Source organism: Mycoplasma sp. Pen4, assembly GCF_014352955.1.
In the GTDB taxonomy this organism is placed as follows: domain Bacteria; phylum Bacillota_I; class Bacilli_A; order Mycoplasmatales; family Metamycoplasmataceae; genus Mycoplasmopsis.
In genome coordinates this window covers 383,729-410,310 of the sequence record NZ_CP060691.1, presented here as the reverse complement: position 1 = coordinate 410,310, position 26,582 = coordinate 383,729, and the positions used below count along the sequence as shown (strand labels likewise).

At 28.2% G+C, this 26,582-nt stretch carries 25 protein-coding genes; 11 read left to right on the top strand and 14 right to left on the bottom strand.

Annotation, left to right across the window (positions count from 1 at the left end; all coding sequences use genetic code 4):
- Positions 1-204: 204 nt before the first annotated feature.
- Genes H9M94_RS01450 through trpS form a run of 3 tightly spaced genes read right to left on the bottom strand, consistent with a single transcriptional unit; the run spans position 205 to position 3,525 of the window.
- Positions 205-762 (bottom strand): hypothetical protein, encoded by a 558-nt coding sequence (locus tag H9M94_RS01450; RefSeq protein ID WP_187469811.1) that lies wholly within the window; start codon positions 760-762, stop codon positions 205-207.
- Positions 755-2,509, bottom strand: a complete 1,755-nt coding sequence (thrS, locus tag H9M94_RS01445) for a threonine--tRNA ligase (RefSeq protein WP_255483481.1) — start codon at positions 2,507-2,509, stop codon at positions 755-757. The genes H9M94_RS01450 and thrS overlap by 8 nt, the downstream gene beginning before the upstream one ends.
- A gap of 14 nt (positions 2,510-2,523) precedes the next feature.
- Complete coding sequence (trpS, locus tag H9M94_RS01440; RefSeq protein WP_187469810.1) at positions 2,524-3,525, bottom strand: tryptophan--tRNA ligase; 1,002 nt, start codon at positions 3,523-3,525, stop codon at positions 2,524-2,526.
- Positions 3,526-4,098: 573 nt separating this feature from the next.
- Here trpS and rpsD point away from each other — a divergent pair.
- From rpsD to H9M94_RS01425, 3 genes are all read left to right on the top strand, one after another.
- Positions 4,099-4,698, top strand: a complete 600-nt coding sequence (gene rpsD / locus H9M94_RS01435) for a 30S ribosomal protein S4 (protein WP_187469809.1) — start codon at positions 4,099-4,101, stop codon at positions 4,696-4,698.
- A gap of 25 nt (positions 4,699-4,723) precedes the next feature.
- Positions 4,724-4,933 carry a 50S ribosomal protein L31 gene (rpmE, locus tag H9M94_RS01430; protein WP_187469808.1) on the top strand — a complete coding sequence of 70 codons (210 nt, stop codon included), beginning with the start codon at positions 4,724-4,726 and terminating at the stop codon, positions 4,931-4,933.
- Positions 4,934-5,113: 180 nt separating this feature from the next.
- A complete protein-coding gene (locus H9M94_RS01425; RefSeq protein WP_187469807.1) occupies positions 5,114-12,889 on the top strand; it encodes a lipoprotein 17-related variable surface protein in 7,776 nt (2,591 codons plus the stop codon).
- 45 nt (positions 12,890-12,934) lie between these two features.
- On the opposite strand, the gene H9M94_RS01420 is transcribed toward H9M94_RS01425, so the two are convergent.
- The 11 genes from H9M94_RS01420 to efp all read right to left on the bottom strand — a co-directional run bounded on the left by H9M94_RS01420 (position 12,935) and on the right by efp (position 19,558).
- On the bottom strand, positions 12,935-13,339 hold the full coding sequence (locus H9M94_RS01420; protein WP_187469806.1) for a hypothetical protein: 405 nt from the start codon (positions 13,337-13,339) through the stop codon (positions 12,935-12,937).
- Positions 13,329-13,886 carry a DUF4231 domain-containing protein gene (locus H9M94_RS01415; protein ID WP_187469805.1) on the bottom strand — a complete coding sequence of 186 codons (558 nt, stop codon included), beginning with the start codon at positions 13,884-13,886 and terminating at the stop codon, positions 13,329-13,331. The genes H9M94_RS01420 and H9M94_RS01415 overlap by 11 nt, the downstream gene beginning before the upstream one ends.
- Positions 13,886-14,395 (bottom strand): hypothetical protein, encoded by a 510-nt coding sequence (locus tag H9M94_RS01410; RefSeq protein WP_187469804.1) that lies wholly within the window; start codon positions 14,393-14,395, stop codon positions 13,886-13,888. Before H9M94_RS01410 ends, H9M94_RS01415 begins: the two co-directional genes overlap by 1 nt.
- A gap of 97 nt (positions 14,396-14,492) precedes the next feature.
- On the bottom strand, positions 14,493-14,885 hold the full coding sequence (locus tag H9M94_RS01405; protein WP_255483485.1) for an NUDIX domain-containing protein: 393 nt from the start codon (positions 14,883-14,885) through the stop codon (positions 14,493-14,495).
- A gap of 26 nt (positions 14,886-14,911) precedes the next feature.
- Positions 14,912-16,162 (bottom strand): methionine adenosyltransferase, encoded by a 1,251-nt coding sequence (metK, locus tag H9M94_RS01400; protein WP_187469803.1) that lies wholly within the window; start codon positions 16,160-16,162, stop codon positions 14,912-14,914.
- A gap of 220 nt (positions 16,163-16,382) precedes the next feature.
- Positions 16,383-16,991 (bottom strand): hypothetical protein, encoded by a 609-nt coding sequence (locus H9M94_RS01395; protein ID WP_187469802.1) that lies wholly within the window; start codon positions 16,989-16,991, stop codon positions 16,383-16,385.
- Between the two features lie 15 nt (positions 16,992-17,006).
- Positions 17,007-17,345: a 30S ribosome-binding factor RbfA gene (gene rbfA / locus H9M94_RS01390; RefSeq protein WP_187469801.1), complete on the bottom strand. Its 339-nt coding sequence runs from the start codon at positions 17,343-17,345 to the stop codon at positions 17,007-17,009.
- 72 nt (positions 17,346-17,417) lie between these two features.
- Entirely contained in the window at positions 17,418-18,344 is a 927-nt protein-coding gene (locus H9M94_RS01385; RefSeq protein ID WP_187469800.1) for an MAGa3780 family membrane protein, read from the bottom strand.
- A gap of 7 nt (positions 18,345-18,351) precedes the next feature.
- Positions 18,352-18,678 carry a hypothetical protein gene (locus H9M94_RS01380; RefSeq protein WP_187469799.1) on the bottom strand — a complete coding sequence of 109 codons (327 nt, stop codon included), beginning with the start codon at positions 18,676-18,678 and terminating at the stop codon, positions 18,352-18,354.
- A 2-nt stretch (positions 18,679-18,680) separates the two neighbouring features.
- A complete protein-coding gene (locus tag H9M94_RS01375) occupies positions 18,681-18,995 on the bottom strand; it encodes an MMB_0454 family protein (protein WP_255483476.1) in 315 nt (104 codons plus the stop codon).
- Complete coding sequence (efp, locus tag H9M94_RS01370; protein WP_187469798.1) at positions 18,995-19,558, bottom strand: elongation factor P; 564 nt, start codon at positions 19,556-19,558, stop codon at positions 18,995-18,997. Before efp ends, H9M94_RS01375 begins: the two co-directional genes overlap by 1 nt.
- A 175-nt stretch (positions 19,559-19,733) precedes the next feature.
- Between efp and H9M94_RS01365 the strand changes: the two genes are divergently transcribed.
- The 8 genes from H9M94_RS01365 (at position 19,734) to H9M94_RS01330 (ending at position 26,581) form a co-directional block, all read left to right on the top strand.
- Positions 19,734-20,168, top strand: a complete 435-nt coding sequence (locus H9M94_RS01365; RefSeq protein ID WP_187469797.1) for a hypothetical protein — start codon at positions 19,734-19,736, stop codon at positions 20,166-20,168.
- A 78-nt stretch (positions 20,169-20,246) separates the two neighbouring features.
- Entirely contained in the window at positions 20,247-21,611 is a 1,365-nt protein-coding gene (locus H9M94_RS01360; RefSeq protein ID WP_187469796.1) for a hypothetical protein, read from the top strand.
- A 101-nt stretch (positions 21,612-21,712) separates the two neighbouring features.
- Positions 21,713-22,183, top strand: a complete 471-nt coding sequence (locus H9M94_RS01355; protein ID WP_187469795.1) for a transcription antitermination protein NusB — start codon at positions 21,713-21,715, stop codon at positions 22,181-22,183.
- A complete protein-coding gene (locus H9M94_RS01350; protein WP_187469794.1) occupies positions 22,167-22,670 on the top strand; it encodes a hypothetical protein in 504 nt (167 codons plus the stop codon). The genes H9M94_RS01355 and H9M94_RS01350 overlap by 17 nt, the downstream gene beginning before the upstream one ends.
- Complete coding sequence (locus H9M94_RS01345; protein WP_187469793.1) at positions 22,670-23,821, top strand: aminotransferase class V-fold PLP-dependent enzyme; 1,152 nt, start codon at positions 22,670-22,672, stop codon at positions 23,819-23,821. Before H9M94_RS01350 ends, H9M94_RS01345 begins: the two co-directional genes overlap by 1 nt.
- Positions 23,811-24,227: an iron-sulfur cluster assembly scaffold protein gene (locus tag H9M94_RS01340; protein WP_187469792.1), complete on the top strand. Its 417-nt coding sequence runs from the start codon at positions 23,811-23,813 to the stop codon at positions 24,225-24,227. Before H9M94_RS01345 ends, H9M94_RS01340 begins: the two co-directional genes overlap by 11 nt.
- A 2-nt stretch (positions 24,228-24,229) precedes the next feature.
- Complete coding sequence (locus tag H9M94_RS01335) at positions 24,230-25,477, top strand: DNA polymerase IV (RefSeq protein ID WP_187469791.1); 1,248 nt, start codon at positions 24,230-24,232, stop codon at positions 25,475-25,477.
- A gap of 6 nt (positions 25,478-25,483) precedes the next feature.
- Positions 25,484-26,581, top strand: a complete 1,098-nt coding sequence (locus H9M94_RS01330) for a nicotinate-nucleotide adenylyltransferase (RefSeq protein WP_187469790.1) — start codon at positions 25,484-25,486, stop codon at positions 26,579-26,581.
- Position 26,582 lies beyond the last annotated feature (1 nt).

Here is a 26,582-nt window from a genome sequence, read left to right as displayed (position 1 = left end):
ACGCTTCCAAGACTAGTTATTGTGGATAAGTTTCTCTCTCTCTCTCTCTCTGCTCTATTTTTATAATGTTTTTTAATGCTTTATATTGTGAACCAATACCAGCAAAAGCTTCAAAAAGTTTAATGTTTTTCATAGTGAATTTATTATAGCGCGTTTTACTTACTAGTAAGTAAAAGGCAATAAAATAACCATGCGGTTGCATGGTTAAAGTATTTGATCATCTTCTGGGATATTTTGAATTGCTTCATTGTTTTGTGTAAGGTGGTTTTTTTGTATTTTTTTATTTAAAAAGTAATTACGAATAGTTTGAACACGAACGTTTGTAAGTGTAAAAGTAGCAATAAAGTACATTGTTGCATAAATACCAAAGACAACAGCAACATCACCAGGGAAAAGTAGTCATTTTACTTCATTATCAATGTATTGTGGTAGTCACATAAGTGTTGCACCTAAACCCACTAAAAAGATATACATTGTGAAATAATAGATTGATATTTGCTTATAGAATAAGAATAATGATGCTAGTCCTAAAATGATAATTGGGTATAAAGCTGATAAAGTAATTCTTAATCATAATGGAAAGTTATATTCGCTTCCCGGAACAACTTTATCTCATGGAATTATAGTGCTACTTATAAGCACTAATGCGATTGTTATTAATCAAAAAGAAATGTTGAATACTAAGTAATAAGGATTCTTTTTCTTCTTTTTCATAGTCATTTTTGTTTTTTCAATTGAAGTGTCTTGATTTGAATTATTCACGTGAATCTCTCAATCTAAGCATTTTAAGAATAAACTCTGCTAATGGCATTGTTGTTGTTTCTTGTGAACCATATTCACGATATGAAACAGTTTCTGTTAATCTTTCTTTTTCACCTAAAATAATTTGAATTTTTGATTTTGACATTTGTGCTTCACGAACTTTTTTTCCTAAACGTTCATCACGTAAGTCAACTTTAGACCTAAAGTCTGCATCAAAAAGAATTTTATTTACTGATTTTGCATATTCAATATCATCTTCATGATTTGTTGCAGGAATTACTGTAAATTGTTTTGGTGCAAGTCAGAATGGTAAAACACCTTTTGTTTGTTCTAACATAATAGCAACAAAACGTTCATATGTTCCGATAAGACCACGGTGAATCATAACTGGACGTTCTTCTTCATTGTTTTGGTTAGTAAATGTGATATCAAAACGTTCTGGTAATAAGAAATCAAGTTGTAATGTTGAAACTGTGACTTCATGACCTAAAGCTGTAAAGATTTGGATGTCCATTTTAGGTCCATAGAATGCAGCTTCACCTGTTTTTTCTTCATATTTAACACCAAGTTCATCTAAAACGTCTCTAAGTTGTGCTTCAGCTTCGTTTCACATTACATCATTGTCATAGTATTTTTCTTTGTTTTCTGGATCACGTAATGATAATGAAACATAACTAATTTGAATTTTGAAAATTTCTAAAGTTTCTTTAATTAATTTGTACATTGATTTGAATTCTTCAGCAATTTGATCTTTTCTAACAAATAAGTGGCCTTCAGTTAAAAGCATTCCTCTAACACGTTCTAAACCAGTTAATGCTCCTGATTTTTCATAACGGTAAAGTTGTGATTGTTCAGAATAACGAATTGGTAAATCACGGTATGAACGTTTTTCTGTGTTGTAGCATAAAATGTGGTGTGGACATGTCATAGGACGTGGAATTAAGCGCTCATTTTCCACAATAATTGGTCTAAACATATCTTCTTGGTAGTGAGCTAAGTGACCTGAAATTTTGTAAAGTTCTTCTTCTCCAAAGTGTGGTGTTAAAACTTCTGTGAAACCATATTTACGGTCCATTTTAAGTACAAGGTTACGAATTTCGTTGTGAATGTACATTCCATCTTCTAATCAGAATGGCATACCTTGACCACCTAATCTATTGAATGTGAATAATTTTAATTCTTTACCAATTTTACGGTGATCTCTTTCTTTACGTTCTTTTAAGATTTCAAGGTAGTTATCTAATTCTTCTTTTGTTTCTCATGAAGTTCCATAGATTCTAGTTAATTGAATATTATCTGAGTTTCCTCTTCAGTATGCACCTGCAAGGTTTAAAAGTTTGAAATTTTTAATGTGTTTTGTATCATCAACGTGACCACCAGCACATAAGTCAACAAAAATTGTTTCATTGCTAAGTGGATCAACAAGTGCATAGAAAGTGATTTCTTTACCTTGAGAAACTAATTCATCATATAACTCTTGTTTATAAGGTTTGTTTGTAAAATCATATTCATTAATTGATACTCGTTTCATAACTAAGTTTCTTGAAGCAAGTTTTTTCATCATTCTTTCAATCTTTGGTAATTCTGTATCACTTAATGGTGTTTCGAATTCAAAATCATAGTAGAATCCTTCATCTGTTGCTGGTCCAAATCCTAATTTTACATTTGGATATAATTTTTCAACAGCAGCACCAAGTAAATGGCTTGTTGTATGATTTAATGCTTTATTTGCTTTTATTATGTTCATAATTATCTCCTGAATTATTTTTTAGCATATAAACCCATTTTTTTCATGAGTTTATTTAAATGATAATCAGCAACTTTTGATGCTTTTTCAGCCCCTGCATCTGTAATTTGATCAGCAATCTCAAGTGCTTTTTTATAGTTAGATTGAATTTTAATAAGTAGGTTCATTACTTCAGTTGCAACTGCTTCTTTGAATTCTTTGTAATTTGTATCTTTGAATTTTTCCGCAGCATCTTCAAGTGAAATATTTGTTAATGCAGCATAAATGTTAAGTAAGTTTAAGATACCTGGTTTCTCATTTGAGATGTAAATTTTACCTTCAGAATCAGTGACTGCTTTAAGAATCTTGTTATAAGCTTGTTTTGGATCTTCTAATAAATAGATAGTAGATTTAGTTCCGTGTTCACTTTTTGACATTTTGACAGTTGGGTCTGTTAAAGATTTAATTCTTGCACCAACGGGTGGTACAAAACCTTCTGGGATTTGGAAATTCATATTGTATCTAGCGTTGAATCTTTGTGCAATATTTCTTGTAAGTTCAAGGTGTTGCTTTTGATCTTCTCCAATTGGAACGATATCTGGATTATAAAGTAAGATATCTCCCGCCATAAGAGTTGGATACATTAATAAACCACTTGGAATTTTACTTGTTCCATTAGCTTGTTTTAATTTTGTTGCTTTATCTTTAAATTGAGTCATTCTTTGTAACTCACCAGTTGTAGTCTCACAAGTACATAATCATTGCATTTGACCGTGTGCGGCAACTTGTGATTGGTAGAAAATGGTTGTATTTTCAGGATTTAAACCACATGCAAGGTATAATGCAACAATTGTTTTACGCGCTTTTCTTAATTCTGTTGCATTAACTGCTCCTGTTGATAACGCATGTAAATCAGCAACAAATAAGAACGATTCATAATTATCTTGTAACTCAACAAAATTACGAATTGCACCAATATAATTTCCTAATGTTAAATCTCCAGTTGGTTTAATCCCACTTAATAGTCTCTTTTTCATTGAACCTCCTATTTTTATAATTTTAAAAATTATAATACTTTTTTATTGTTATATACCCCTTAAAAAATACATATTTTTGCAATTTAAAATAAGGATTTAGTTTTAATAATTAAACATCTTTTAAATGTCTTAATATCACCGATTTTGTCACTTTTTTAATGTTTAAATAATAGATTTTGAATGATTAAATTTGTAAGAACAAAACAATTGCAGTTTCATTATTTATTGATGATTTTTGAATTTTTACAACTAAAAAACATTTTTAATGAAAATGGAATTGTTAAAAGATTAATATTTTCTTGATTAAAAAATGATAAAAAACTTTTTTCAACTAATTTTTCCATTTTTTACTATGTTTAAGGTTCAAAAAAATATTTGATCCAAAGTGTAACAACTTGCAATCTTTGATAAAATATAAATGCATAAAAAACAGCAGTTTATTATATTGAGATTTTAAATTTAACTTGCGCATAACAATTTGTTAGTAGATTAGCTGCTTAATATCGAACACATTAAGTTAAATTTACCTAAATAGAAATAAACCCTCTGATTATGCGGAAAAGAGGAAAAAACATGTCAAGATATACAGGACCTGTATTTAAAAAATCACGTCGTTTAGGATTTTCTATTCTTGAAACAGGAAAAGAATTTTCTAAAGGTAAAAAGAGAACATATGCTCCAGGACAACACGGAAACAAAAGAGTTAAACTTTCAGAATATGGTTTACACTTATACGAAAAACAAAAAGTTAAACACTTATTCGGTATAAATGAAAAACAATTACAAAAAGTGTTCCAAAAAGCACTTAAAATTAAAGGAATTACTGGTACAAACATGCTTCAATTACTTGAATCACGTTTAGATAACTTAGTTTATAGAGCTGGATTTGCTACAACAAGAAGACAAGCACGTCAATTAGTTAACCACGGACACTTTACAGTTAATGGTAAAAAAGCAAACATTCCATCTATGTCAATTACTTTAGGATCAGAAATTACTTTAAAAGAAAAATCAAGACAAAACAAACAAATTTTAGACGCTATGCAAGAAAAAGCTGCATCAGCATGATTAACAAGAAAAGACTTTACTGTTAAATACGACCGTTTACCAGAACGTAACGAAGTACACTCAGAAATCAAAGACGCTTTAGTAGTTGAGTTCTACTCAAAATAGTAAGAGTTAAAAGGAGAATTAAATTATGAAAAAAAATATTCACCCTGAGTACCACACAGTTAAAGCAGTTTGTTCAACATGTCAAAAAGAATTTTCATTTAAATCAGTTAAACCTTCATTTTCAGTAGACGTATGTTCAGGATGTCACCCTGTTTACACAGGAAACAGAGCACAAGTTAAAGCAACAGGAAGAATCGACAGATTTAACAGAAGACTTGAAAAAGCTCAAAAATAATAATTTTAAAGCTAAAAAAGTTCGCGAAAAACCGCGAACTTTTTACAATTTTAGTTTAAATTTAATTCAAAGAATTACTTTTAACACTAGAATTAAACTTTATTTGCTAGAATTTATATAAATATATAAATTCAATATAAGAGTAAAATAAAGTACATAGAAAGAGGGAGATAATTTGCTATGAAAAAAAACAATAAAAAACTACTTTTTTTACCTGCTTTCTCAGTAGTTGCACTTGCCGCTGTTAGTGGTACAAGAAGCTCGGCAGATACACAAGGAACAAATAGTGGTAATCCGAATTTATGAAAAAGAAATGATAAGATAACTATCATTAATCCTTCAGAAATTAATTCTGATTATTATAGCGCTGCAAAATGGATGAGAGATCTACCAGATAACAGAAGCATATTTTCATTAAGTATTCCTGCGACACACGACACAGGGACTCAATCTGTTGGTGGTGCTCCAGGTAATTATGCAAGAACACAAGCATTTAGTTATTACAATCAATTAAAACTAGGGATTAGAGCTTATGATATTCGCGTTGATTCTGACATGATTATCAGACACGGTCCAACATACGGAGATGGTGATTTAGACAAAGTTTTGGCTGAAACATCTAAATTCCTTAAAGAAAATCCATCTGAATTCGTAATTATGCGGATTAAAGATGAAACAGAAAATTGAAATCTTTCTGATGCAAACCAAATTAAAAAGGCTAATAAAAAATATTTCAGTATTTTAGACAAATATAGAGATTCAATTTATAACCCTGATGGTAGAAGTCGTTGAGCATTTAATAATTTTACTGTTGGTGAATTTAGAGGGAAAATCATAATTCTTAATAAGATGAATTCACGTATTAATAATAGTAGAAAAGGTGGTTTCTTATATTATGATTTCATTACTTCAGGAGCGACTGAACAAGATCAATTTAATAGTATTAATAGCACAAGTCACAAAGCTGAACTTGTAAAAGAAATGATTCAAAAAACAAACGCTAGTCCATATAATTCTCAAGCATTTTATGTAAATTTTTTATCATGAAGCAATAGTTATGATCTTTTTCAATCTTGAAAAAGTAAACCATATTTAAATTCGCCAGAGGTAAACGCAAAAATTCACAAATACCTTCAAGATAATCCACAGTTTACTAAATTAGGGATTGTGTATATGGATTTTCCGGGTCCCACTTTAATTCAAAATATTTACAAAAGAAATTACTACTATTCAGAACCATACTTACAATCTGGTGGTTTGGGTCCATTGACACAAAATCTTAGAATTGAACCTATCTCAACAGGTGATAAAGGTATTACACTAATAACGAATGGTCAAAACCAATTAAAAAACTTGTATGTTAAAGTATTCTCAAATAACGTTTTAATTAAAACATTAACCATTCCAAGTAATTATTCAAATAATACGTATACAATTCCACTTTACACAGGTTCGAAAGAAATTTCAGATAATGAAGTATTTAGAATTGAAACTCATAAAACAACACCATCTAATCAATTTTATGTTTCACGTAATTATGATGAACACAACTTTAACGATGTACGTGTAACATATCGTGGTATTTATTTCAAAAAGCAACAATTCTTAATTAAATTAAATGCATTATTAGGTTTAGTGTCACAAACTAACTTTATTCAAAATTATGTAACAGATTTAATTAATAAAACAAACGCAATTGCCGATACAGATCCAGAAGGAAATGCAAAATTAACTGCATTAATCGATAAATATAATGATAGTTCAAACAAACTTGTTAAATTATCAGCCGAATATCAAGCATTCCTTGAAAAAGCACAAGAACCATCATTTGATAGCGACAATGAGTTATATAGTCTTTTTAAGACAAATACAGCACTTGTTGATAAAGTTAAGAGTTTAAAAACTAATACTATAACAAATGCGACAAATGCATTTACAACAATTACTTATGATAACCTTAGTTCAATAAAACTTGATGAATTAATAACTGATACAATCAAAGTTAAATTAGTTCTTGGTGCATTGCCATCATTATTTTCTACTTTAAAAAGTTATGATATTAATCCAGCTTATAACCAAATAATTCAGTTAGCAGCAGATGGTGCAATTGCTGCAATGCCAAATGTTAATGATGATAATGCAAAAAGATATTGAAGAAAAAGAATAGTAGATAATGTTGAATTTCCTTCTAATATCATTAACAAAATATTTAATGCAACTGATTTGGATGACTTAGAAACAACCACACAACAAAGTATTACAACCTATACCGCTGAAACAGAAGAATTAAAAGATCAACTACCTAGGTTATTAGAAATTCTTGAAAATATTAAAGATATCAATGTTATAACTGCAACCGTATTTAGTAAAGAAATTGCATATTATGTTGTAAACTTAGAAAATACTGATGCATTATTTGAAACAATTCAAACATATAATGGCCTCATTTCTAAGGTTAAAAATGAAATTCTTAACCGAAGAAAACCTATTTCAAGAGCATATCATAGATTTAGAAGAAGTTCAAATCAACAAGGGTATCTTTGAACTGAAGTAGAAAAATTACATGATGAGTTGGAGAAATTCTCAAAAAGCACTGAACCTGTTGAAGACGGATATATTGATTCTATTGAACGAGCGGTTGATGATTTTGATCGTGCTCTTAACGATATTGTTCCCAATATTACTGATTGAACTTTACAAATTGAAAATGTTTTAAATAACGCAACACATCTTTATGATAAACAAAAAGAAAATGTTAAAGATATTTTAAAACACCCATTACTATTAAGTGCTGACAAAGTAACTGAATTAGTTAATAATATTCAAATTGCTGATGCTTATGAACCAAAAGCAAAAGTCGAATTATTAACTGAATTAAACCAACAACAAAAAGCATTATTAATTGAACAAATAGATACAACAATTAATGTTGAAGAAATGTCGCAAATTATAAATGACTTCAAAGAAACAAATTCCGCAATGCAAGAATTAAAACAAACTTTTGAAGTCTTTGCAAATTATTCAAGTAACCCAGCATTCTTAGTTCAAACACAAGAAATGCAAGCAAATATTATGAGCGCTTATGAAAACGCAAATAATGTTTTAACTAATTTAGGCGCATCAACAGAACAAGTAAATGCGGCTAAAGTTACACTTGATCAATATGTTGACTTATTCGTTGTTTCAAAAAATAAATTAAATAATTTAGTTGCATCTTCTGACAAGTTATATACATTCGAAAAGAATGAACTATTTGCAGAAATTGCTAATGCATCAACAGAAGAAGAAAGAAATGCTCTTGATACTAAAATCTTAGACGCAATTACTACCTCAATTAAAACAAGCGATGCTAATTTATATTCAGATTTTACCGAAACACAAAGAATAAATGTTTCAACTCAATTAGAATCATCAACCACAAGAGATGCATATTCAGCATTAAAAACCAAATTTGATAGTTTAAAAACAGCAATTGCAAATGCAAAAACTGTATTAAATCAATATAACAATCTTATTACTCGTGACTTCTATGTAAATAATTCAACAGAAGAACAAACTAAAATTGATAATGCTTTAACTGCTTTCACAAATGTAATCAACACAAGCGTTGATCCAGATACAATTGCTAAGGCAAATTTAGCATTTAATGATGCTATTGAAAAAGCAAAACAATCAAGTAGTGAGTATCAATTAGAATCTGCAAGACAACGTATTATTAGCGCATATAATAATCAAAAACAAACATTAACTGCTGCTAAAGCAAAATATATGAGAAAAAGCGGAACAACTCTAATATATAGCGAATTAATCTCCCAAATTGATAGCAAAATTCTTACAAATGATGCAGTTATTTCTGATGATAATTCAACTAATGAACAATTACAAGTTGCATTAGACGATATTACAAGTTTCGTTAATAATTTAGATAACCTAGCACAACCATATGATGAAAAATCAAGACTTCATGAAATTAATGTTCATAATTTTGAAGAAGATGCTGAAAAATTTGTTTACTTCTTACCAATAACATTCGGTTTCACTCACTCACCTTCAATGGTTCAAAAATCAGACTTATTAGAAGGAATAAAAGATCATATCAACCTTATTACAAATACAATTTCAGTTGGTACAGATTTACGCCCTATAACAGATAAAGAAATTACTAATTTAACATTTACACCAAATGATGAAACTGGTACATTAACTATTTCTTATACATATAATAAGGCTGGTTTATCAAAAAATAAAAACCAAGTTATTGAAGGCTTAGCAACTGCAAATCAACTTGCAATTCTAAATGCTAATTTAGAACTTTCTTCAACAGTTAATAAAGCAAAAGAATTACTTTTAACACTTCAAAATAATAATGATTATTTAGAACTTGCTACAGAATTACAAAGCAAAATTAATGAAGCTAATAGCATTTCTGCGTCATCAAGTCTTGATGATATTACAGGTATTAATGAAAAATTAAAAGCATTAATTACAAGTACAAATATCGCTAAATCAACAATTGATCTTGAAGCAACTAAGGCTAAAAATAATACAATTCAAAAAATCACTGATTATTTAAATGAAATCAGCACAATTAGTTATCCAAATATTCTTTCAGATATCGAATTATTACAAACTCAATTTACTGCATACAAAAATTCATTAAATAATGATCAATTAACTAGAGAAGAAATTGCAACAATTAGTTCTGATGTAGATACCAAAATAGCTGATTTAAATGCAAAAATCCAAACCGAAAAAGATAAAGTTGAATTAAATAAAATTATTGACGGAATATCATTAACAGTTACAAATAAATCAGTTTTACCATCAGAGGTTAGATTATCATTCCTTACATTTAATAACTTATCAAACAATGCAACACTTAGTCAAGTTGATATTGTTCCACATGACTCTGAAATGTACATTGAAGTTTCTTATACAATTTCATACAAAAATTTATCAAGACGTCTTACACAAAGAATTGATGGTTTTATTAGTCTTACTATTGATAAAAAAAATAATAAAATTAAAACTCTTAAAACAGATTATGAAGCAAAAGTTGCTAAAGTAAATGAATTAATCACCCAATATCTTGGAGGTGAAACTTACAAAAGTGCTTCTCTTGCAAATCAACAAGTTCTTGTTGATCTTGCACTTGAAAAATCTGCAATTAATGAAGAAGAAAAAGATGAGGCAATCTCAACTTTAACATCAATTAATTTAAATTTAGACACTTTAATTGAATTAATTCCATACCAACGTCAAGAAATTGATGCTGCAGTTGCTGAATTAGAAAATATGGCAATCATGGCAGATATTGAAAACAAAGCAAGATTTGCAAATACTACAACTAAAAATGATGTTGTAATTTCACCTAAAAACGAGAATTACACATATACGATTAATAGTTATCACGCAAATAATCAAACTGGTACAGTTACATTCAATCTTGTAATTACTGCACCAATATATAATAAACAAAGAACTATTGTTAAAACAATCACAGGATTCAATATTCCTGATTCTGCTTTAAAAACTGCTTTATTAAATGATGTTGATACTCTTAAAAATGATGTATTAAACACAATTCTTAAATACCAATCACACTCATTCTTAGAAGCAGAAAAATCAAAATTAAATTCATTATCGTCTAAAATAGAAGTATTAATTAATGATGAAATTACACCATTCCATGATGATAGTTTATTACCTGCATCAAGAGAAAAACTCAATACTTACACATCTGAATTACAAGCCATTAAACAAGAAATTGCACAAGCAATTGAAGAAAATAATTCTAAAGTAGCTTTACAAGATCAAATTAATTTACTCAAAACTGAAATTAATCAAAAAATTACGATAGCAAATACTTGAAATTATCCTGGTATTTTTACAGATATTCAAACATATAAAAATACATTATCAGAGAAATTAAGTGAATTAAATAATGTTACAACGGAAGAACAATATAGTAATATCAGAACATTAGTTGGAATGCAAAACACTATAATTGAAATAAAAATACAACAGTACACGGAATTAGTGCAAGCAAAAACGCCATTACTAGAAAAAGTAAAACCACTTGAAAGACATGTTGCTGCAGTTATTGCTAAATATCAAGATAATAACTTAATATCAGCACAATTAGGTTTAATTAAAGGTCTCAGAGATGAAATTACTAACCTTAAATTAGCAATAACAAATGCTTCACAAATTACCGATTTAGGTAATAAAGATGAAAAAATCAGATTATTATCTGAAAGATTAGAACTAATTGATAATGAAGCGCAACAAATTATCTTAAATGACCAAAACACAAAAGCATTAGATGCCTATGCGGCAGATGCGAATGTTGATGTTGCAAATAAAGTTCAAATGCCTTCTCATGTTTTAGAAAATCAACTAAATATTACAAATATCCCTAGCACAGTGGTATATTCAAATGTTACTCTTGAACCAAATGATATTGATTTATCATTAGTTGTTCGTTTCACACTTACATATCAAGGAGTAAGTAAGGAATATTCAAAAACAATTACTGATTTTATCAATCCAACCGACAATGCTAAATTAACACAAATCAACCAATTAAATAGAGAATATAATGCAAAACAAAAAGAGTTAACTTCATATATAAGAGAAAACTTAAATGAAGATCACTACTCAATGTTACGTGTTTCATTACCATTTAATTTATCTCAAATCACTAAAAAAGTTGATGCAGCTAAAGCAAGTTCAAACAATGATGCAACTATCTCTGCATATCAAAAAGCCATTGCAGATATCACAACATTAATTACTCAAGCAAAAACCAAAAAACAAGAAATTGATACAAATGTTCAAAACTTTAGTGATTATGCAAATAATATTAATGTTGAATTAATTGATACTCTTAATAAAAAAGCTTCTACATTAACTGATCAAGACTTCCAAATCACACCACCAAGTGATAAATATAATGTTGCTATTACAAATAAAGCAGCAGATGATGCAAACGGAAATATTACACTTACTTTAACTGTAACTGACCCAAATGCAGATTCATTAAGAAGAGAAGTTGAAAAAACATTTACTCTTAATACAAATTCACAAATTAAGCAAGAAATGAATGCTAAAATTAATCAATTTGAAAATGAAGTAAATGAAGTTCATGATCAAATTCCTAACCAAGAAGGTTTCTTAGTTCAAGTGCATAACATTGATGCCTTATATAAAGAAATCTCAGCATTAAAAACAAAAGTATCAAATGCAAATGATGATACAGAAATTCAAGGTTATAATAGTGGATTAGATTCATTAAAATCTAAACTTCAAACAATTGTAAATAACATTAGAGTAATTAAAGAACGTCTCGCAACTGAATCAAAAGAAAAAGAAATGCAAGATCTTAAAGATAACTACAACAATCAACTTGAAGAGTTATCACAAACTCTTCGTGAAAATCTTTTAGAATGAAAAGAAACAAAATCAATTAATGATCATATTTGATCAATGAAGAAAATTATTTCAAATCTTAACGAAGATAACCTTGATCAAACTACTCATTTAGATCAAGAAATCCAAAAAATTAAAGATGAAATCCACTTTGTGCAAGATAAAGATGATCTTAAAAAACAAATTGATTCATCAATTAAAGAAGGTCTTAATGACGCTGATCAATATGATGAAAATAACACAAACATCACATCATATATTCACGATATTAAGAATCTTTATAATAATGAATACCAATCATTATATGCAAAATTAAAAGCGGCTAAAAATCCTGATGAAATCTCACAATTGCGCGCTTCATTATCTTTACTTGACAAAGAAATTCAAGAAAAAAGAAACTTAATCAATGATCATAAAGATGATTCATCAAGTGGTTTAGGTTACTTATCACTTCTATTATTAATCCCAGTAATTGGAGCTGCAATTTACTTCTTTATATTAAAACGTCGTAAATCAGCTAAATAACAGCAAAACAAAAATTCAAGTATTGTGTACTTGAATTTTTTTGTTTTAATTTAGTATTTCATTTATTGCTTCAACATCTTCATTATCCAAATCATCTTTTTCTGAAATAGTATCAATGATTTCTTGTGCTCTTTGAATGTTATTGTTTAAAATTGATTTTTTGTCTTGAATTGCAAGTAATGTATTGATACCAATGAGTAGTGTAATAAATACGGAAAACACTGCAATTAAGACAAATAAGGTTAAAGTTTCCTTTGGAAATGGGTTAAAACGAATGGAGAACAAGTTAAGAATAATTATTGATGAACTAATTAAAATTGCAAGGATATTAAAGAATATAAAGAATGCTTTACTGAAAATATATTTTCTAAAGAAATCAACACTAGCATTTTTGATTTTAATTAAATTAGATCTCGAAGGGATGTTTTTTGTTTTTTCTTTATTTTCCATTTTTCTCTCCTTCGTTTGTTAATTCGTTATTTTCAGTTTCAAGTTTTTCTTCAGGTTGAATTAATTCGATTGTTCTAAATCTTTCAACTTCTAAAATTTTAATAATGCGAGCATACAATAAAAACTCTGCATTAAAGTCGTTTTTGTCTTTGTATAAGTAAAGTTTGTTTTGAAAGTATGCATATTCAAATTCCATAACTTGTAATTTAGTTTTGTAAAAAGCGTATTTCTTATTAAATACAAAGAGTGATAATAAAGCAGATAAGAAAGTAATAAATGAGTTTAAGATTGTGGTGATAATAACGTACATACTGCTTTCGTTAAGTGCTGTTTTATACGGGTTAATTCCACTGTCAAAATATTCGCCTTTTAATGTACCAGCAAGGAATAAAACTGCGATTAGACCATTAAAAAATGTTGTTAATAAGATTAGTGAATTAAAGAAGTAAAACAATGAACCAAAGATATACATTTTAGTTTTAGTTTCTTTTGCGAGTTTTTGATATAAACCAATGTATGAATCATATTTTTTCTTAGTTATAAACATTATTTTCCTTTCTTACTTAATTCATTTTTTACAATATCCAAAATAACTATTTTTGACTTAATTTTAGACTTATTAGCAATCACTTCTAATAATTGTTCAAGTTGTTCATCTGAGATTAAACCTGCTTCATATTTGTATTGAATATAATTCAGTGTGTTGCTTATTTTTTTGTATAAATTTTGTTTACTATTAGCTTTTCAAATTGCTAAAGATATATTCAAACAGAATGACAGTAAAATAAATACCGTTAGTGCTACAACCAAGTCAAAAGCACTTGATATAAATTTATCAGATATCTTTTCTGAACTGCTTTTTGGTATATCAATATTATTGTTTCTTAGTTCTACTAAAATTACTAATGCAGTGATTGCAATTGCAATTGTAGCTATGTTCAATAACATTATTAAAATTGAAAATATATTATCAACTCAGTTATATATTTTTAATGTTTTTTTATCTTTAGACATTTTCTCGTCTAGTTTATTAATAATTGATTTAATTTCGTTCATATAACAATTTTACCAATATATAAATTTAGTTTACTTGATCGTTAAATTAAATTTCTTAAATTCTTGGTTTAATAATACTTGAATCAAAAAACAAGGACTATGCCTTGTTAATGTTGTTGTATTTCTTAAATGCCTCTTTAAGAAATTGTTTTGTTTCATTATTTGTTAGAATATTCATTGCTCTTTTAATGGGGAACCAACCTAATTTTTGTAATTCCGCATTTTGTTTTTTTGGAATTTCTGTTGTATTTGTTCTTGCAAGATAGAATCTCACACTTTTATGGTTGCCATTAAATAAGTTGTAATGTGTCTCTCAAAAATGCTTTTTATCAATAGAAACATTTGATAATGATGTTTCTTCAAGAATTTCACGATAAGCTGCTTCTAATGGTGTTTCACCAGCTTCAAGATGACCTTTTGGAAAAACTCAGACATTATTTATTTGTTTAACTAAAAGGACTTTAGTTTGTTTCTTGAATTTTTTAAAAATAATGGCCCCGGCTGAATATTCACGAATTACTTTTTTGTTGCGTTTTTGTGATTTGTTGTGTAAATTTCTTCAATAATTTCAATTGGCATTGATTGTTTTTTATCGCTACATCACTTGTTTACTTGGTAAACAAGATCTTTAATTGCGTCAACTTTGTTTAATTTTTCTCATGGTAAGTCTAAATCATTACGACCAAAGTGTCCAAAAAATGCTGTTTGTTGGAAAATTGGTTTTGTTAATCCAAGATCATTGATAATTCCTTTTGGTGTTAAATCAAAAATAACTTTGATTATATCAACTAAATCAGATCCTGAAATACCACCAATTTTATCTAAGTGTGTAGCAAATGTTTCAACGTTAATTGAAACAGGTTCTGCTACACCAATTGCGTAAGCAATTTGTACTTCAACTTTTTTAGCAACTCCTGCTGCTACAAGGTTTTTAGCAATTCATCTAGCTGCATATGCTGCAGAACGGTCAACTTTAGTAGCATCTTTACCGCTAAAAGCCCCGCCACCATGTCTTGCATAACCACCATATGTATCTACAATTATTTTTCTGCCTGTTAATCCAGTATCACATAATGGACCACCTAAAACAAATTGACCAGTTGGGTTAATTAAAATTCTTTCAGGCATTTCAAAACCATATTTGCTTAAAACTGGTTTGATGATATCGTTTTTGATAAATGTTTTGAATTCTTCTTCATTGTAGCTTGCAGAGTGTTGAATGCTCATTAAAACTGTATCGATTTTTGTTTTTTCATTTGTGTAATCAACAGTAACTTGAGATTTCATATCAGCTTTAGCTCATTTAAATTCTTTTGATATTCTTAATTTTTCAGCTAATTTAACTAATTCATTTGCAAGTGTAATTGCTAATGGCATATATTCTGGTGTTTCATCAGTTGCAAAACCAAACATTATACCTTGGTCACCTGCACCGATTTGTCCATCAGATAGTTCAACTCCCATAGCAATATCATCACTTTGACGTCTAATATCTGTGATGAAGTTTGTTTCTGTTGTGTAGTATCCTAATTCTTTTAGGATGTTTCTTGCAATTTCGAGCACATCAACATTAGCTTTTGATTTTACTTCACCAGCAATAATTATATTGTGTCCGCTTGCCATTGTTTCAATGGCAACTTTTGATTGTGGATCTAAGTTTAAGTAGGCATCTAAAATTGCGTCTGATATCTGGTCACATACTTTATCTGGGTGACCTCTACCTACTGATTCACTTGAAAATAAAATTTTACTATTCTCTTTTTTCATAAAAAAATCTCCTTTTGCTTATTTACTTAGGAGATTGATATTAAGGTATTTTGCATGTTGGTTATACCCTAACTATCCACCTTGCGTCCTAGCGCAGGTTGGCAATGGTCACAGCTGTCAAGCTACCATACTCTTGATGCAAATAAGCGCTATTATTATAACATAACAGCATATGCTGTTGAATATAAAAAACGCCATTTTTCTGGCGTTCATTATTATATTATTTAAAAGCTGGTTGAAGAACTTTTTCGTATTTGTTGTATAAAATTTCATCTGTATTTACAAGATCATAAGAATCTGTTTCAGGGTTTAATTTATCTGATAATTTGATTCCTAAGTCAGCAAATTTACCTTCTAAAACATTTCTATATGCTTTTAAGTTATCTGTTGCTTCAAGTCTTTTTAAATCAAGGTATTGAGCAGTTTTTGATGCTAATTTGTAGTAAGGCATAAATGCGCTAACCATTTCATTAATAAGTGTTTCTAATTTATCTTTGATTAATGTTCAATTTCATTGATCAATACCTAATTTTGTCATAACTTCTTGTTTCATTTCTTGTGAAACTTCTTGTCCTCTTCCAAGAACTCTTGACATTACTACGAATTTTGTTTTTACATAATTTAATACTTCAAATTTTTGATCTTCAGTTTCTAACATTTGTTTGAATTCTTGTGAATCAAGTGCATTTTCATAGTTAGCTAAACTTTGGTTTGCTTCGTCTTTAACTTGTTGACGTGAGTTGATTAAGAATGCAGGAGCAGCAACTAATCCACCACCAAGGGCAAGACCACCAACTACTACTAAAAGAAATCTACCAATTTTTGACATATATATTTCCTCACTTTATTTTTCTGTTTTTATTTGTTGTAATATTTCATCAATACGATGACCTGTTTTTGAAACTTCATCAATGTAAAAGTGAACTGCTGGTACTTTTCTTCAATTTAATGATCTTGATAGTACTGAACGAACAAAACCGCTTGTTGCGTTTAAAGCTTCAATACCCTTGTGTTCGTTATTGCTTAATGATACAAATACTTTTACGTGTGATAAATCGGATGATAATTGTACATCCATAACTACGGGATCAATTACATTGGCGTTTGTGATATCGTTTGTAACAATATCTGCAATTAATCTGTGAATTTGTGCTTCTTTCCGTTTTAAGTTTATATTATTCATATATCTATTATAAACGTTTTATTATTAAATATTAATAACGATATAAAAAAGTTACCATTTTCAACAATAATTTTATTTTTCTTCTTTAACTAATTCTATTTTAGATTTTATTTTTTGTTTTTGTTGTTTCTCTTTTTCATGCTTGATTGTAGGGTGAATAAAGTAAATTGGTTTTAATTTTCTTTGACCTGGTTTTAAAATTCTAAAGAATTTACGTAATGTAAATCCAATTACTGGTGCAGACAAGAATGCCATTAAAACTAAAATGATGTCAAATAAGACGATAAGGAATGTATCACCACCTTTGTAACCAAGTGGTTGTAGGAATGATACAACTTCATAAATCACAATCCCACGATCTAATTCAGTACCACCAAATTTAATAAATTTATGTCCAAATGTATAAATAGCTACAGTAAAGAGAAGATATACCATTGGATAAATTGAGAATGATCAAACTGCCTTATTACTAATACGGATATTTTTACGTTCTCAGAATAATGTGATTAAACCAAGAAATGGTGCTACACCATGCATGATTAATGTTTTACTAAATTCAAATTTATCACTATCAGTGAATATTTTTGGATCTAAACCCACTCCAGATCAATAAGCTGCAACTACAATAATTATGTATGCCATAGATGCAAAGTAAAATCTTTGAGCACGATTTGATTTTCTATAGAATGGGAATAAGAATAATGTTACACCCATAAGTACATTAGTCATGAATGTAAATCAGTATGTTGACCCACCTCAGAAAATTAAAGTAGCATTAGGATAAATTACTTTTTGTCAATCTGGATGATCTCTTAAGATATTTGTCTTATCAAGTTGATTTTGAACTTCTGTGAAAACTTTATATACTTTGTTACTTCTAAAATGTCATTCTAAAAGTGTTACAACAATGTAAGTTATAAGTAGTGTTAGACCAATAATAAATGTAATTCATTCTTTTCAAGTGAAACCACTAAATCTATTTTTACCTTTTGCAAACATTTATTCCTTAGTTTAGAAAAACTACTAAACAAACCGCAACAATAAATGCAATAGTTGCTAATATTAAACCGGCACTCATTCATCCCATACGATAGAATTGGTGTCTTGATCTCATATTAACAAAGATTTGTTTGTGTTCTGGCAAGTCTTCGTTTTTAATTTTGTGATTTTCTAGTTGATTTAGTAGTTTTTTAATTTTTACCAAGTAATCTTGTGTTTCTTTTGGTATTTTACCTGTCAATTTTCTTGGTTTTGAAAACTTATTAATTTGTTTTTTAACATCATTAATAAACATTTGACGGTAAACACCATAATTAAAATTACTTTTTTTCATCACTAGTAGAAATCAAGTAGTACAACTTGAACGTTTTTAGGTTTTTTATCGATTAAAGCACGAACGTCTTCTTCGATTAAACCAACAAGTTCTTTAATAATGTTAGTTGGTTGCACTTTATTAGAATTAGAATTTTTAATTTTAATATCAATGTAAATATGCACATTTGAGTGTTTTTCATCAAAACTTAATCTTGGTGCATTTGCTAATTTAACAGATTTAATTGTTGAAATAGAGTTGTTAATTACATCAAGAATAGCACTTTCTTGTACGATGTAATTTTGGTTTGAATTATATGAGACATTAATTCAATTCATTATTTGTTAGCTTTTCCAACGTATTTTCCTGTTTCTGTTGAAACTGAAATTACGTCTCCTTCTTTAATGAACATTGGTGTTTCAAGTTCAAAACCTGTTTCAACAATAACTTTCTTTTGAGGGTTTGTTGTTGTGTTACCTTTAACAGCATCTGGTGCTTCTGTAACAGTTAATTCCACGTTAGCTGGTAATTCAACGTCTAACACTTCACTTTGGAACATTCTAATTTGAACATCTCTACCTTCTTTTAAGAAGTTTAATTCTCATGTTACATTTTGAACTGGAATTTCGATTTGTTCGTATGTTTCGTTGTCCATTAAAATAATGTTTTCTCCATCTGAGTATAAGTAGTTCATTTTTCTCTTATCAATGTGAGCTGGTTTAACTTTATCTCCTCCTGTGTAAGATTTGATTGTAGTTGAACCTGTACGTAAGTTCTTAACTTTTGCTTTAACGTTAGCTTGTCCACGTCCTTGTTTTGAGTGAACTGCTTCTAAAACAACAAAGATATCTCCTTCATCTTGGAATGTGATACCTGGTTTAAATTCGTTAACATTAATCATAATTGCTCTCCTTTTTTAACTTTTCTAATGTTATTTATTTGTGTTTAAATTATATTACAAATTTTGATATTTATATTCTCCTTTTCTTATAGAAAAGACATTTTAAAAATTCATCATTTTAAGTTTATTTTAGGTTCATTTCACGACTATTTTATTTAATAGTTAGGAGATAAAAATGAGTACAACAAATAATGAAATTCAAATTTTTAAAATATATCAAATCAATGCAATTTTAGGTGATTTATTATGAAAAGATATTCTTAAACCACCGTATTTAGCAATGCCAATTTTAAAAATCAGAGATAAAGTGTTTTTTGCATCATTTAAATTGCAATCAGATTTATTTATTGATGATTTAAATTGTATTGAAATCAAAATAGATAACACCATTCAAAACCATGTGGTTGATTTAAATGAAATTTTCGAAACAAATCAATCAATATTTTTAGATCATGCATTATTGGTCAAAAATGAGAAATTTAACTCCATAAATGATATTTATAAAATTGTGATTTTATCTAAATTACATAAATGTATTGAGATTAAAGATGAGAATATTAAGTTAATTCATATAGCTAAAAAACCAATTATATCTACATCATTTACCTAAAAAGATTAAAATAGTTAATAAAAAACATACAAATTTTCATTTTTCCATTATTATTTTTATACAAAATAAGGAGGTTAAATGGAAATCGCAAACAAAACAAATACTTTTAAACGTATTTTAAAACATAAAAGCATTTCATTTGGTATAAACCAATTCTTTTATGAATTGATATTTATTACTTTTTTAACTTTAGGAATTGTCTTTAGTTTTAATGTTAATGTTGAGACAGCTAATCCAGATGATAAAACTACTTGGAATGATATAATTATTTATTTCATTATGGCATTAGCAATACTTTTATTAACGTTATATTGAGCATTTGCCGAAACATATCAAACAATCAAAACACTTAGATACAAGTATCAAACGAAAAAATACTTTTTATTTAGTCATAGTAAAATGATAAATATTTTATTTTGACTAACTTCTCCATTTGCTTTATTAAGCATGGTTTACAAAATAGTTATTTTTAGTCAACATGAATTGAATAAAAAATATGAATATGTCTTAGATTATGATGAATTTGGAATGAGAAAGTTTGTAAATATTCACACTGACTCACGAATTGGTGATTTTAATGATAAAGTTTTTAGATTTAACATCACAGAAATCTCGAGTGCAGGAATTATTATTGGATTATTCTTAATAATTAATTTATTTGCAAGATACACTGGTCTTAAATATGCTGGTTTAAATTTTGAATATGTATTTTATATTGTTTTTGCAATTTTCTTTTCAACCTTTAAAGCCAGTGTTTTAGGGATTATTGCTGACTTTGTTTCGTTATTATTTTCAGGAAAATTATGATCATGATTCTGAATGTATGCAATTGTACCAATTGGAGTTGTGATTATAACAAAAGCTTTTCTTTTCTTAATCAGAAGAAAATATTCAAAAGGTTTATTGTTTAGTAATTTAGCAATCTTTTTATCTTTTGTTGCCTTAATCATAGCGATATTCTTAGTTGTGCAATCTGGAAATACTAGATTATTTAATGAAAAAACAGGAATTAGAATTACTAAAACTTTCGGGTTAAGCAGGCTTGATTTATCAGTTGTAATTTCACTCTCATCTATTGGTTTCTTAACATTGCTAATATTTAGTTTTATATCATTAGTAATATGAAAAAATAATGATCAAGATATTCTAACTTCAAAAAAACAAAAAGCATATTACACAATTCTCACATCATTTGCTTTAGTTGTAATTACAATCGTTATTGGACGTTGAATTTATGGACCATATGTATTTATTAAATATGCTAATTTATACCTAAAGAGAAACTATACAATTTCTAATAACTACACTACAATCATGATTCCAATTGTCATGAGATCATTAATTTCAATACCAATCTACACACTTGTATTATCATCACTAAATGGTGTGTTAAATAAAATAAAAGATCATTTTTTAAGTCATAAAAAATACACAACGTACTAAAACATCTAGCACATACATCTAGATGTTTTTTCTTTATCTATGAAGTACCAGAGAGGAAATTGGTAAATTATTATATAATTTAAAAAACATATGGAGGCTGTATGAAAAACAATAAATCAAGAAGACAAGCGAGAATTGAAATTATCGAAGTTTTATATAAATTTGAGTTATTAGATCGTCAAATTGACGTTTCTCAAATTTTCGATGAATACCCACATTTAAACAAAGAACAATTAAAGAAATTAGAACTTATTGCTAAGAACTATAAATTCTTAGTTAAAACAATTTCTTCATTATTAAACAAGGACTGAAGCTGAAAAAGAATTTCACCATTACTAAGAGCAATTTTATTAAATGGTGCTTTTGAGCTTTATAGTGTTGATCCAAAAATTGTAATTAACGAGTCAATCGAAATTACTAAAATTTACTTTCCAAAACCAGGAGTTGATGAAACACCAACAAATGATAGTAAGTTTTACAGATTCGTTAATGCATTATTAGAAAACTACTTCAAGTTAATTAAAACATTAGATGTAATTAACGAAAGAACAAATAATGAAAAACAAGATTAATATCTTTTGAAAAGGGTTAACATATCGTTCAGGATATAAAACTTATATTGAAAGAAAAATTAATTTTACAATTAGAGAATTTTATAATTTAGGTCTTTTACAACAACCAACGTTATCAAATGAATTATCGAAAGAATATTCAGTTCGTAATGAGAGTATTAAGTGTTTTATTCAATACTTCAACTCAAAATTACTTTTCACTGAAAACGTAAGCGTAGAGCAAAAACAAATGCTTTATGATTTTTACTATTTCTTTTTTTACAATCTATTTGCTAAATATTACAATGACACTGAATTTGAATTGGATTTCAAAATTATCAACAACAGTGAGCAAGTACTTTGTAATCCAAGAAAAAATAATCAACTTATTTGTGATATTAACTTAAACAACGTAAAAAGAAGTTATTATTATGATTTCTTAGATGAATTTCAAAAAATAGAAGGATACAATCCAATTCTTAAAAGATTACTTAAGGAGGTTTTATAATGGAAAAAAGTATTAAACAACAATTTCCAATTTTACAGAACATTACATATTTTGATTCTGCTGCATTAGTTTTAAAACCTCAAAGCGCAATTGATGCAGTTACAGATTTTTATACATACAAATCAATTTCAAGTCGTACAGCCGATACTCCTTTAGGTAATCATATTAATCAAACTATTAAACAACTTCGTCATAAAGTTGCACATCTTATTGATGCTCAAGATAATGAGATTATTTTTACAAGTGGCACAACAGAATCATTGAATATTTTTGCTGAAATGGCTAAACAAATTTTAAAGCCGGGTGATGTTATTTTGTTAAGTGCACACAATCATTCATCAAACATTATTCCTTGAATGGAAATTGTTGAAGCAACAAAATCAGAATTGGTGATTTCACTTGATATCATGCAAGATATTAAACCAGGTGTAAAAATTGTTTCACTTAGTCATGAAACAAATAATTTTAATCAATCTTTTGATATCAAAGCAATTGCTCAAAAGGCACATGAAGTTGGAGCAATTTTAGTTGATGATGCAGCACAAGCTATTGCACATCAAAAAGTATCTTTAAAGCAGGCAGATGTAATTGTCTTTAGTACTAATAAATTTTATGGACCAACTGGTTTAGGTGTTTTAGCCGTTAAAGAATCAATTCTAAAAGATATCAAACCAGTTCGTTTTGGTGGGGGATCAGTTAGTGCTATTAATACCGATAACACCTGAAGTCCTAGAAACAACATTGGAATTCATGAACCAGGAACTCCGAATTTAGCTGGAATATATATGTTCAATGCTTCATTAGATTTCTTTAATCAAATTGGTTATGAAAAAACTCAAGAAATTTTAGATGACCTATCAAATTACTTACACGCAAAATTAAGTGAGTTAGATAATATTGAAGTTTCATCAAAAGCAGGTGATTATATTGCTTTAATCAATGTTAAAGGAATTAATGCACAAGATGTTGCAACATATTTAGGTTCAAAAAATATTTACACAATTGCAGGTATTTTCTGTGCTCCATATCTTAGAAATATTCAACCACATCATTCATTCCTAAGAATTTCATTAGGTATTTACAACACATATGAAGATATTGATAAATTAGTAAAAGAATTAAAAGAAGGCGGGGATTTTTATGCATTTTAATCGTGACGTATCAAGAGAATTAATTATGAATCACTACACTAAACCAACACACAAAGTGGATTTGGGTGCAATTGAAAAAACATTTTATAGTGACGTTTGTTCAGATGATTTAAAATTAAATTTAAATTATATTGATGGAATTTATCAAAATCCAGAGTTTGACGGTCATGGTTGCGCTGTCTTTATTGCTTCAACCGATATTCTTTTACAAGAAATCAACCAAAAAAGCAAAGACGAAGCAATTAACTTAATTAATTTATTTGAACGTTTCGTAAATCAAGATTCAACTTTAACTGATGATGAAATAGCTTCATTAGGTGATTTACAAGCTTTTTACAATGTAAAAACACATTTAAATAGAGTTGCATGTGCTTTATTAGCGACAAATGCAATTAAAAACAACTAGTTATGCAACAAAAACCAGTAATTTTTCACATTGATTTTGATAGTTATTTTGTTAGCGCTTCGCGTGCAAAAGATCCTAATTTAAACAATAAACCAATTGCAATAGCACGTTCAAGTGCCCATGCTATTGCTGTTTCTGTTTCTTATGAACTTAAAAGATCCGGAGTTAAAGCGGGGATGAAAGTTTATGAGATTCGCTCAATTGAACCACGCACAATCTTTGTTAATTCAGATATGGATTATTATGTACAATTATCGAATCAAATTTTTACATATATTGCGAGTGAGTTTTCGGGTAATATTTCAATTTCATCAATTGATGAGTGTTTTTTAGATGTATCAGAAATTGTATACACACAAAACATTGAACCTAGAAAACTAGCCGCAATTGTTCAAAGTCAAATACTTAATATTTTTAGCATTCCTATTACAATTGGTATTTCACACAATAGATTTTTAGCTAAAATGACAACTAATATATCAAAACCATTTGGTATTGGTTATACAGATGAGAAAAATTACAAAGAGCACTTTTTTAACTTAGACATAGAGCAATTTCACGGAATTGGTAAAAAAATAGCAAAGAAACTGCGTGAAGTTAATATTAATACGATTGGTGATTTATCGCTAAGAGATCAAACTGATATGCAACTTAATGCTATTTTTGGACGCACAACAAGAGAATACTTATCTAAGTTAGATCCAAATATCTATGAGCATGTAGTTTTCAAAGAAACTCAACCAGCAGGAATTGGTAATGAGATAACTTTTGATGACTATGATCTAGATATGAATGAAAAGATTAATAAATTAAAAGAAATGTGCAAAAAAGTCGCCTTACGTGCTGATGTAGATAATTTAGCAGGTAATGTAGTAACTTTAACTATTAGATTTAGAGACAAAAGATGAATTAGTAAACAACATAAAATATCCGACTATATCAATGATGTTGGTTCAATAACTAAAATAGCATTAAAAATATTTAATGAAAACCAGTTTGATGAACGCAATTTTATTGGCGTTGGAGTGAGATTATCAGGACTTAAAAGTGTTTTTGATATTTTTAGGCCTATCTCATTGTTTGAAACAAATTCAAAGAAAGAAATTTCCAGAGTAGACAAATTAATAACTAAGATTAATCAAAAAATGCATAATAACTCAGTTATGACACTGAGCGAATATGCTCAAAAACAGAAAAAAGAAAAAATAAAAGGTAAATATTCAGTAGCACATGCTGTTTATAGAAAGTAGAGAATTATGAAAATAGGAATTTTCGGTGGTTCATTTAACCCGATTCACAAGGCGCATTTGAAAATTGCAAGATTTGCAATTAAAGAATTAGATCTTGATAAATTGATTTTTGTACCAGCAAACATAAATCCATTTAAATCAGCAAAACAATATGTTTCTGGTATTGATCGTTACAATATGATTAAATTGGTTTTAGAAGACAAAATGGAAGTATCAGATTTTGAAATTAAACGCAATGGTGTTAGTTACACAATTGATACAATCAAATATTTTGCACATAAATACCCTAATGATGAGTTATTTTTCATCTTAGGAAGTGATAACTTACCTACATTACATAAATGAGAAGGTATAAGCGAGATTGCGGAACTTGCTAAAATAGTTGTTTTTAGACGTAGTGAAAAAATCAACAAAACTAATATTAAGAAATTCAATGGAATTTTATTAAACAACCCATTATTTGATGCATCATCAACTGCATACAAACAAGGAAATGTCTTAATCGTAGATGAAAAAGTTCAAAATTATATTCAAGAGCATACTTTTTATGCAAAAGAATTAATTCATAATATGTTATCTGCTAAACGTGCAAAACACTGTATGTCAACAGGTAATTTTGCAGCAGAATTAGCTAAAAAACATGGATATAGTGCTCGTCAAGCATACGTAGCAGGTATCTTCCATGATATTTGTAAGGAATTCAATGAAATTGAATATCAATGATTATTTGAAAAATATCAACCAGAATTATTAGATTCAAATAATCCATTACCACATTATAAATATCATCAAACAGCAGCATATTTATGATTAAAAAACTTATATAAATTACAAGACCAAGATGTTCTTAGAGCGATTTCAATTCATACATCAATGGACTCTGAAATGCAACCACTTGATAAAATTTTATTTATTGCAGATAAAATTTGTGATGGTCGTAGATTTCCTGGAATCCAAAAAGTTAGAGAATTATGCTTTGAAGACTTAGAAAAAGGTTTTGCAACAGTAGTGCAAAAAACATACGAATACAACATTGACAAAGGTGTAAAATTCACACCAGATCAATTAGAGTTATACAATAAATACCGTAAGGAAGGAGAATAAT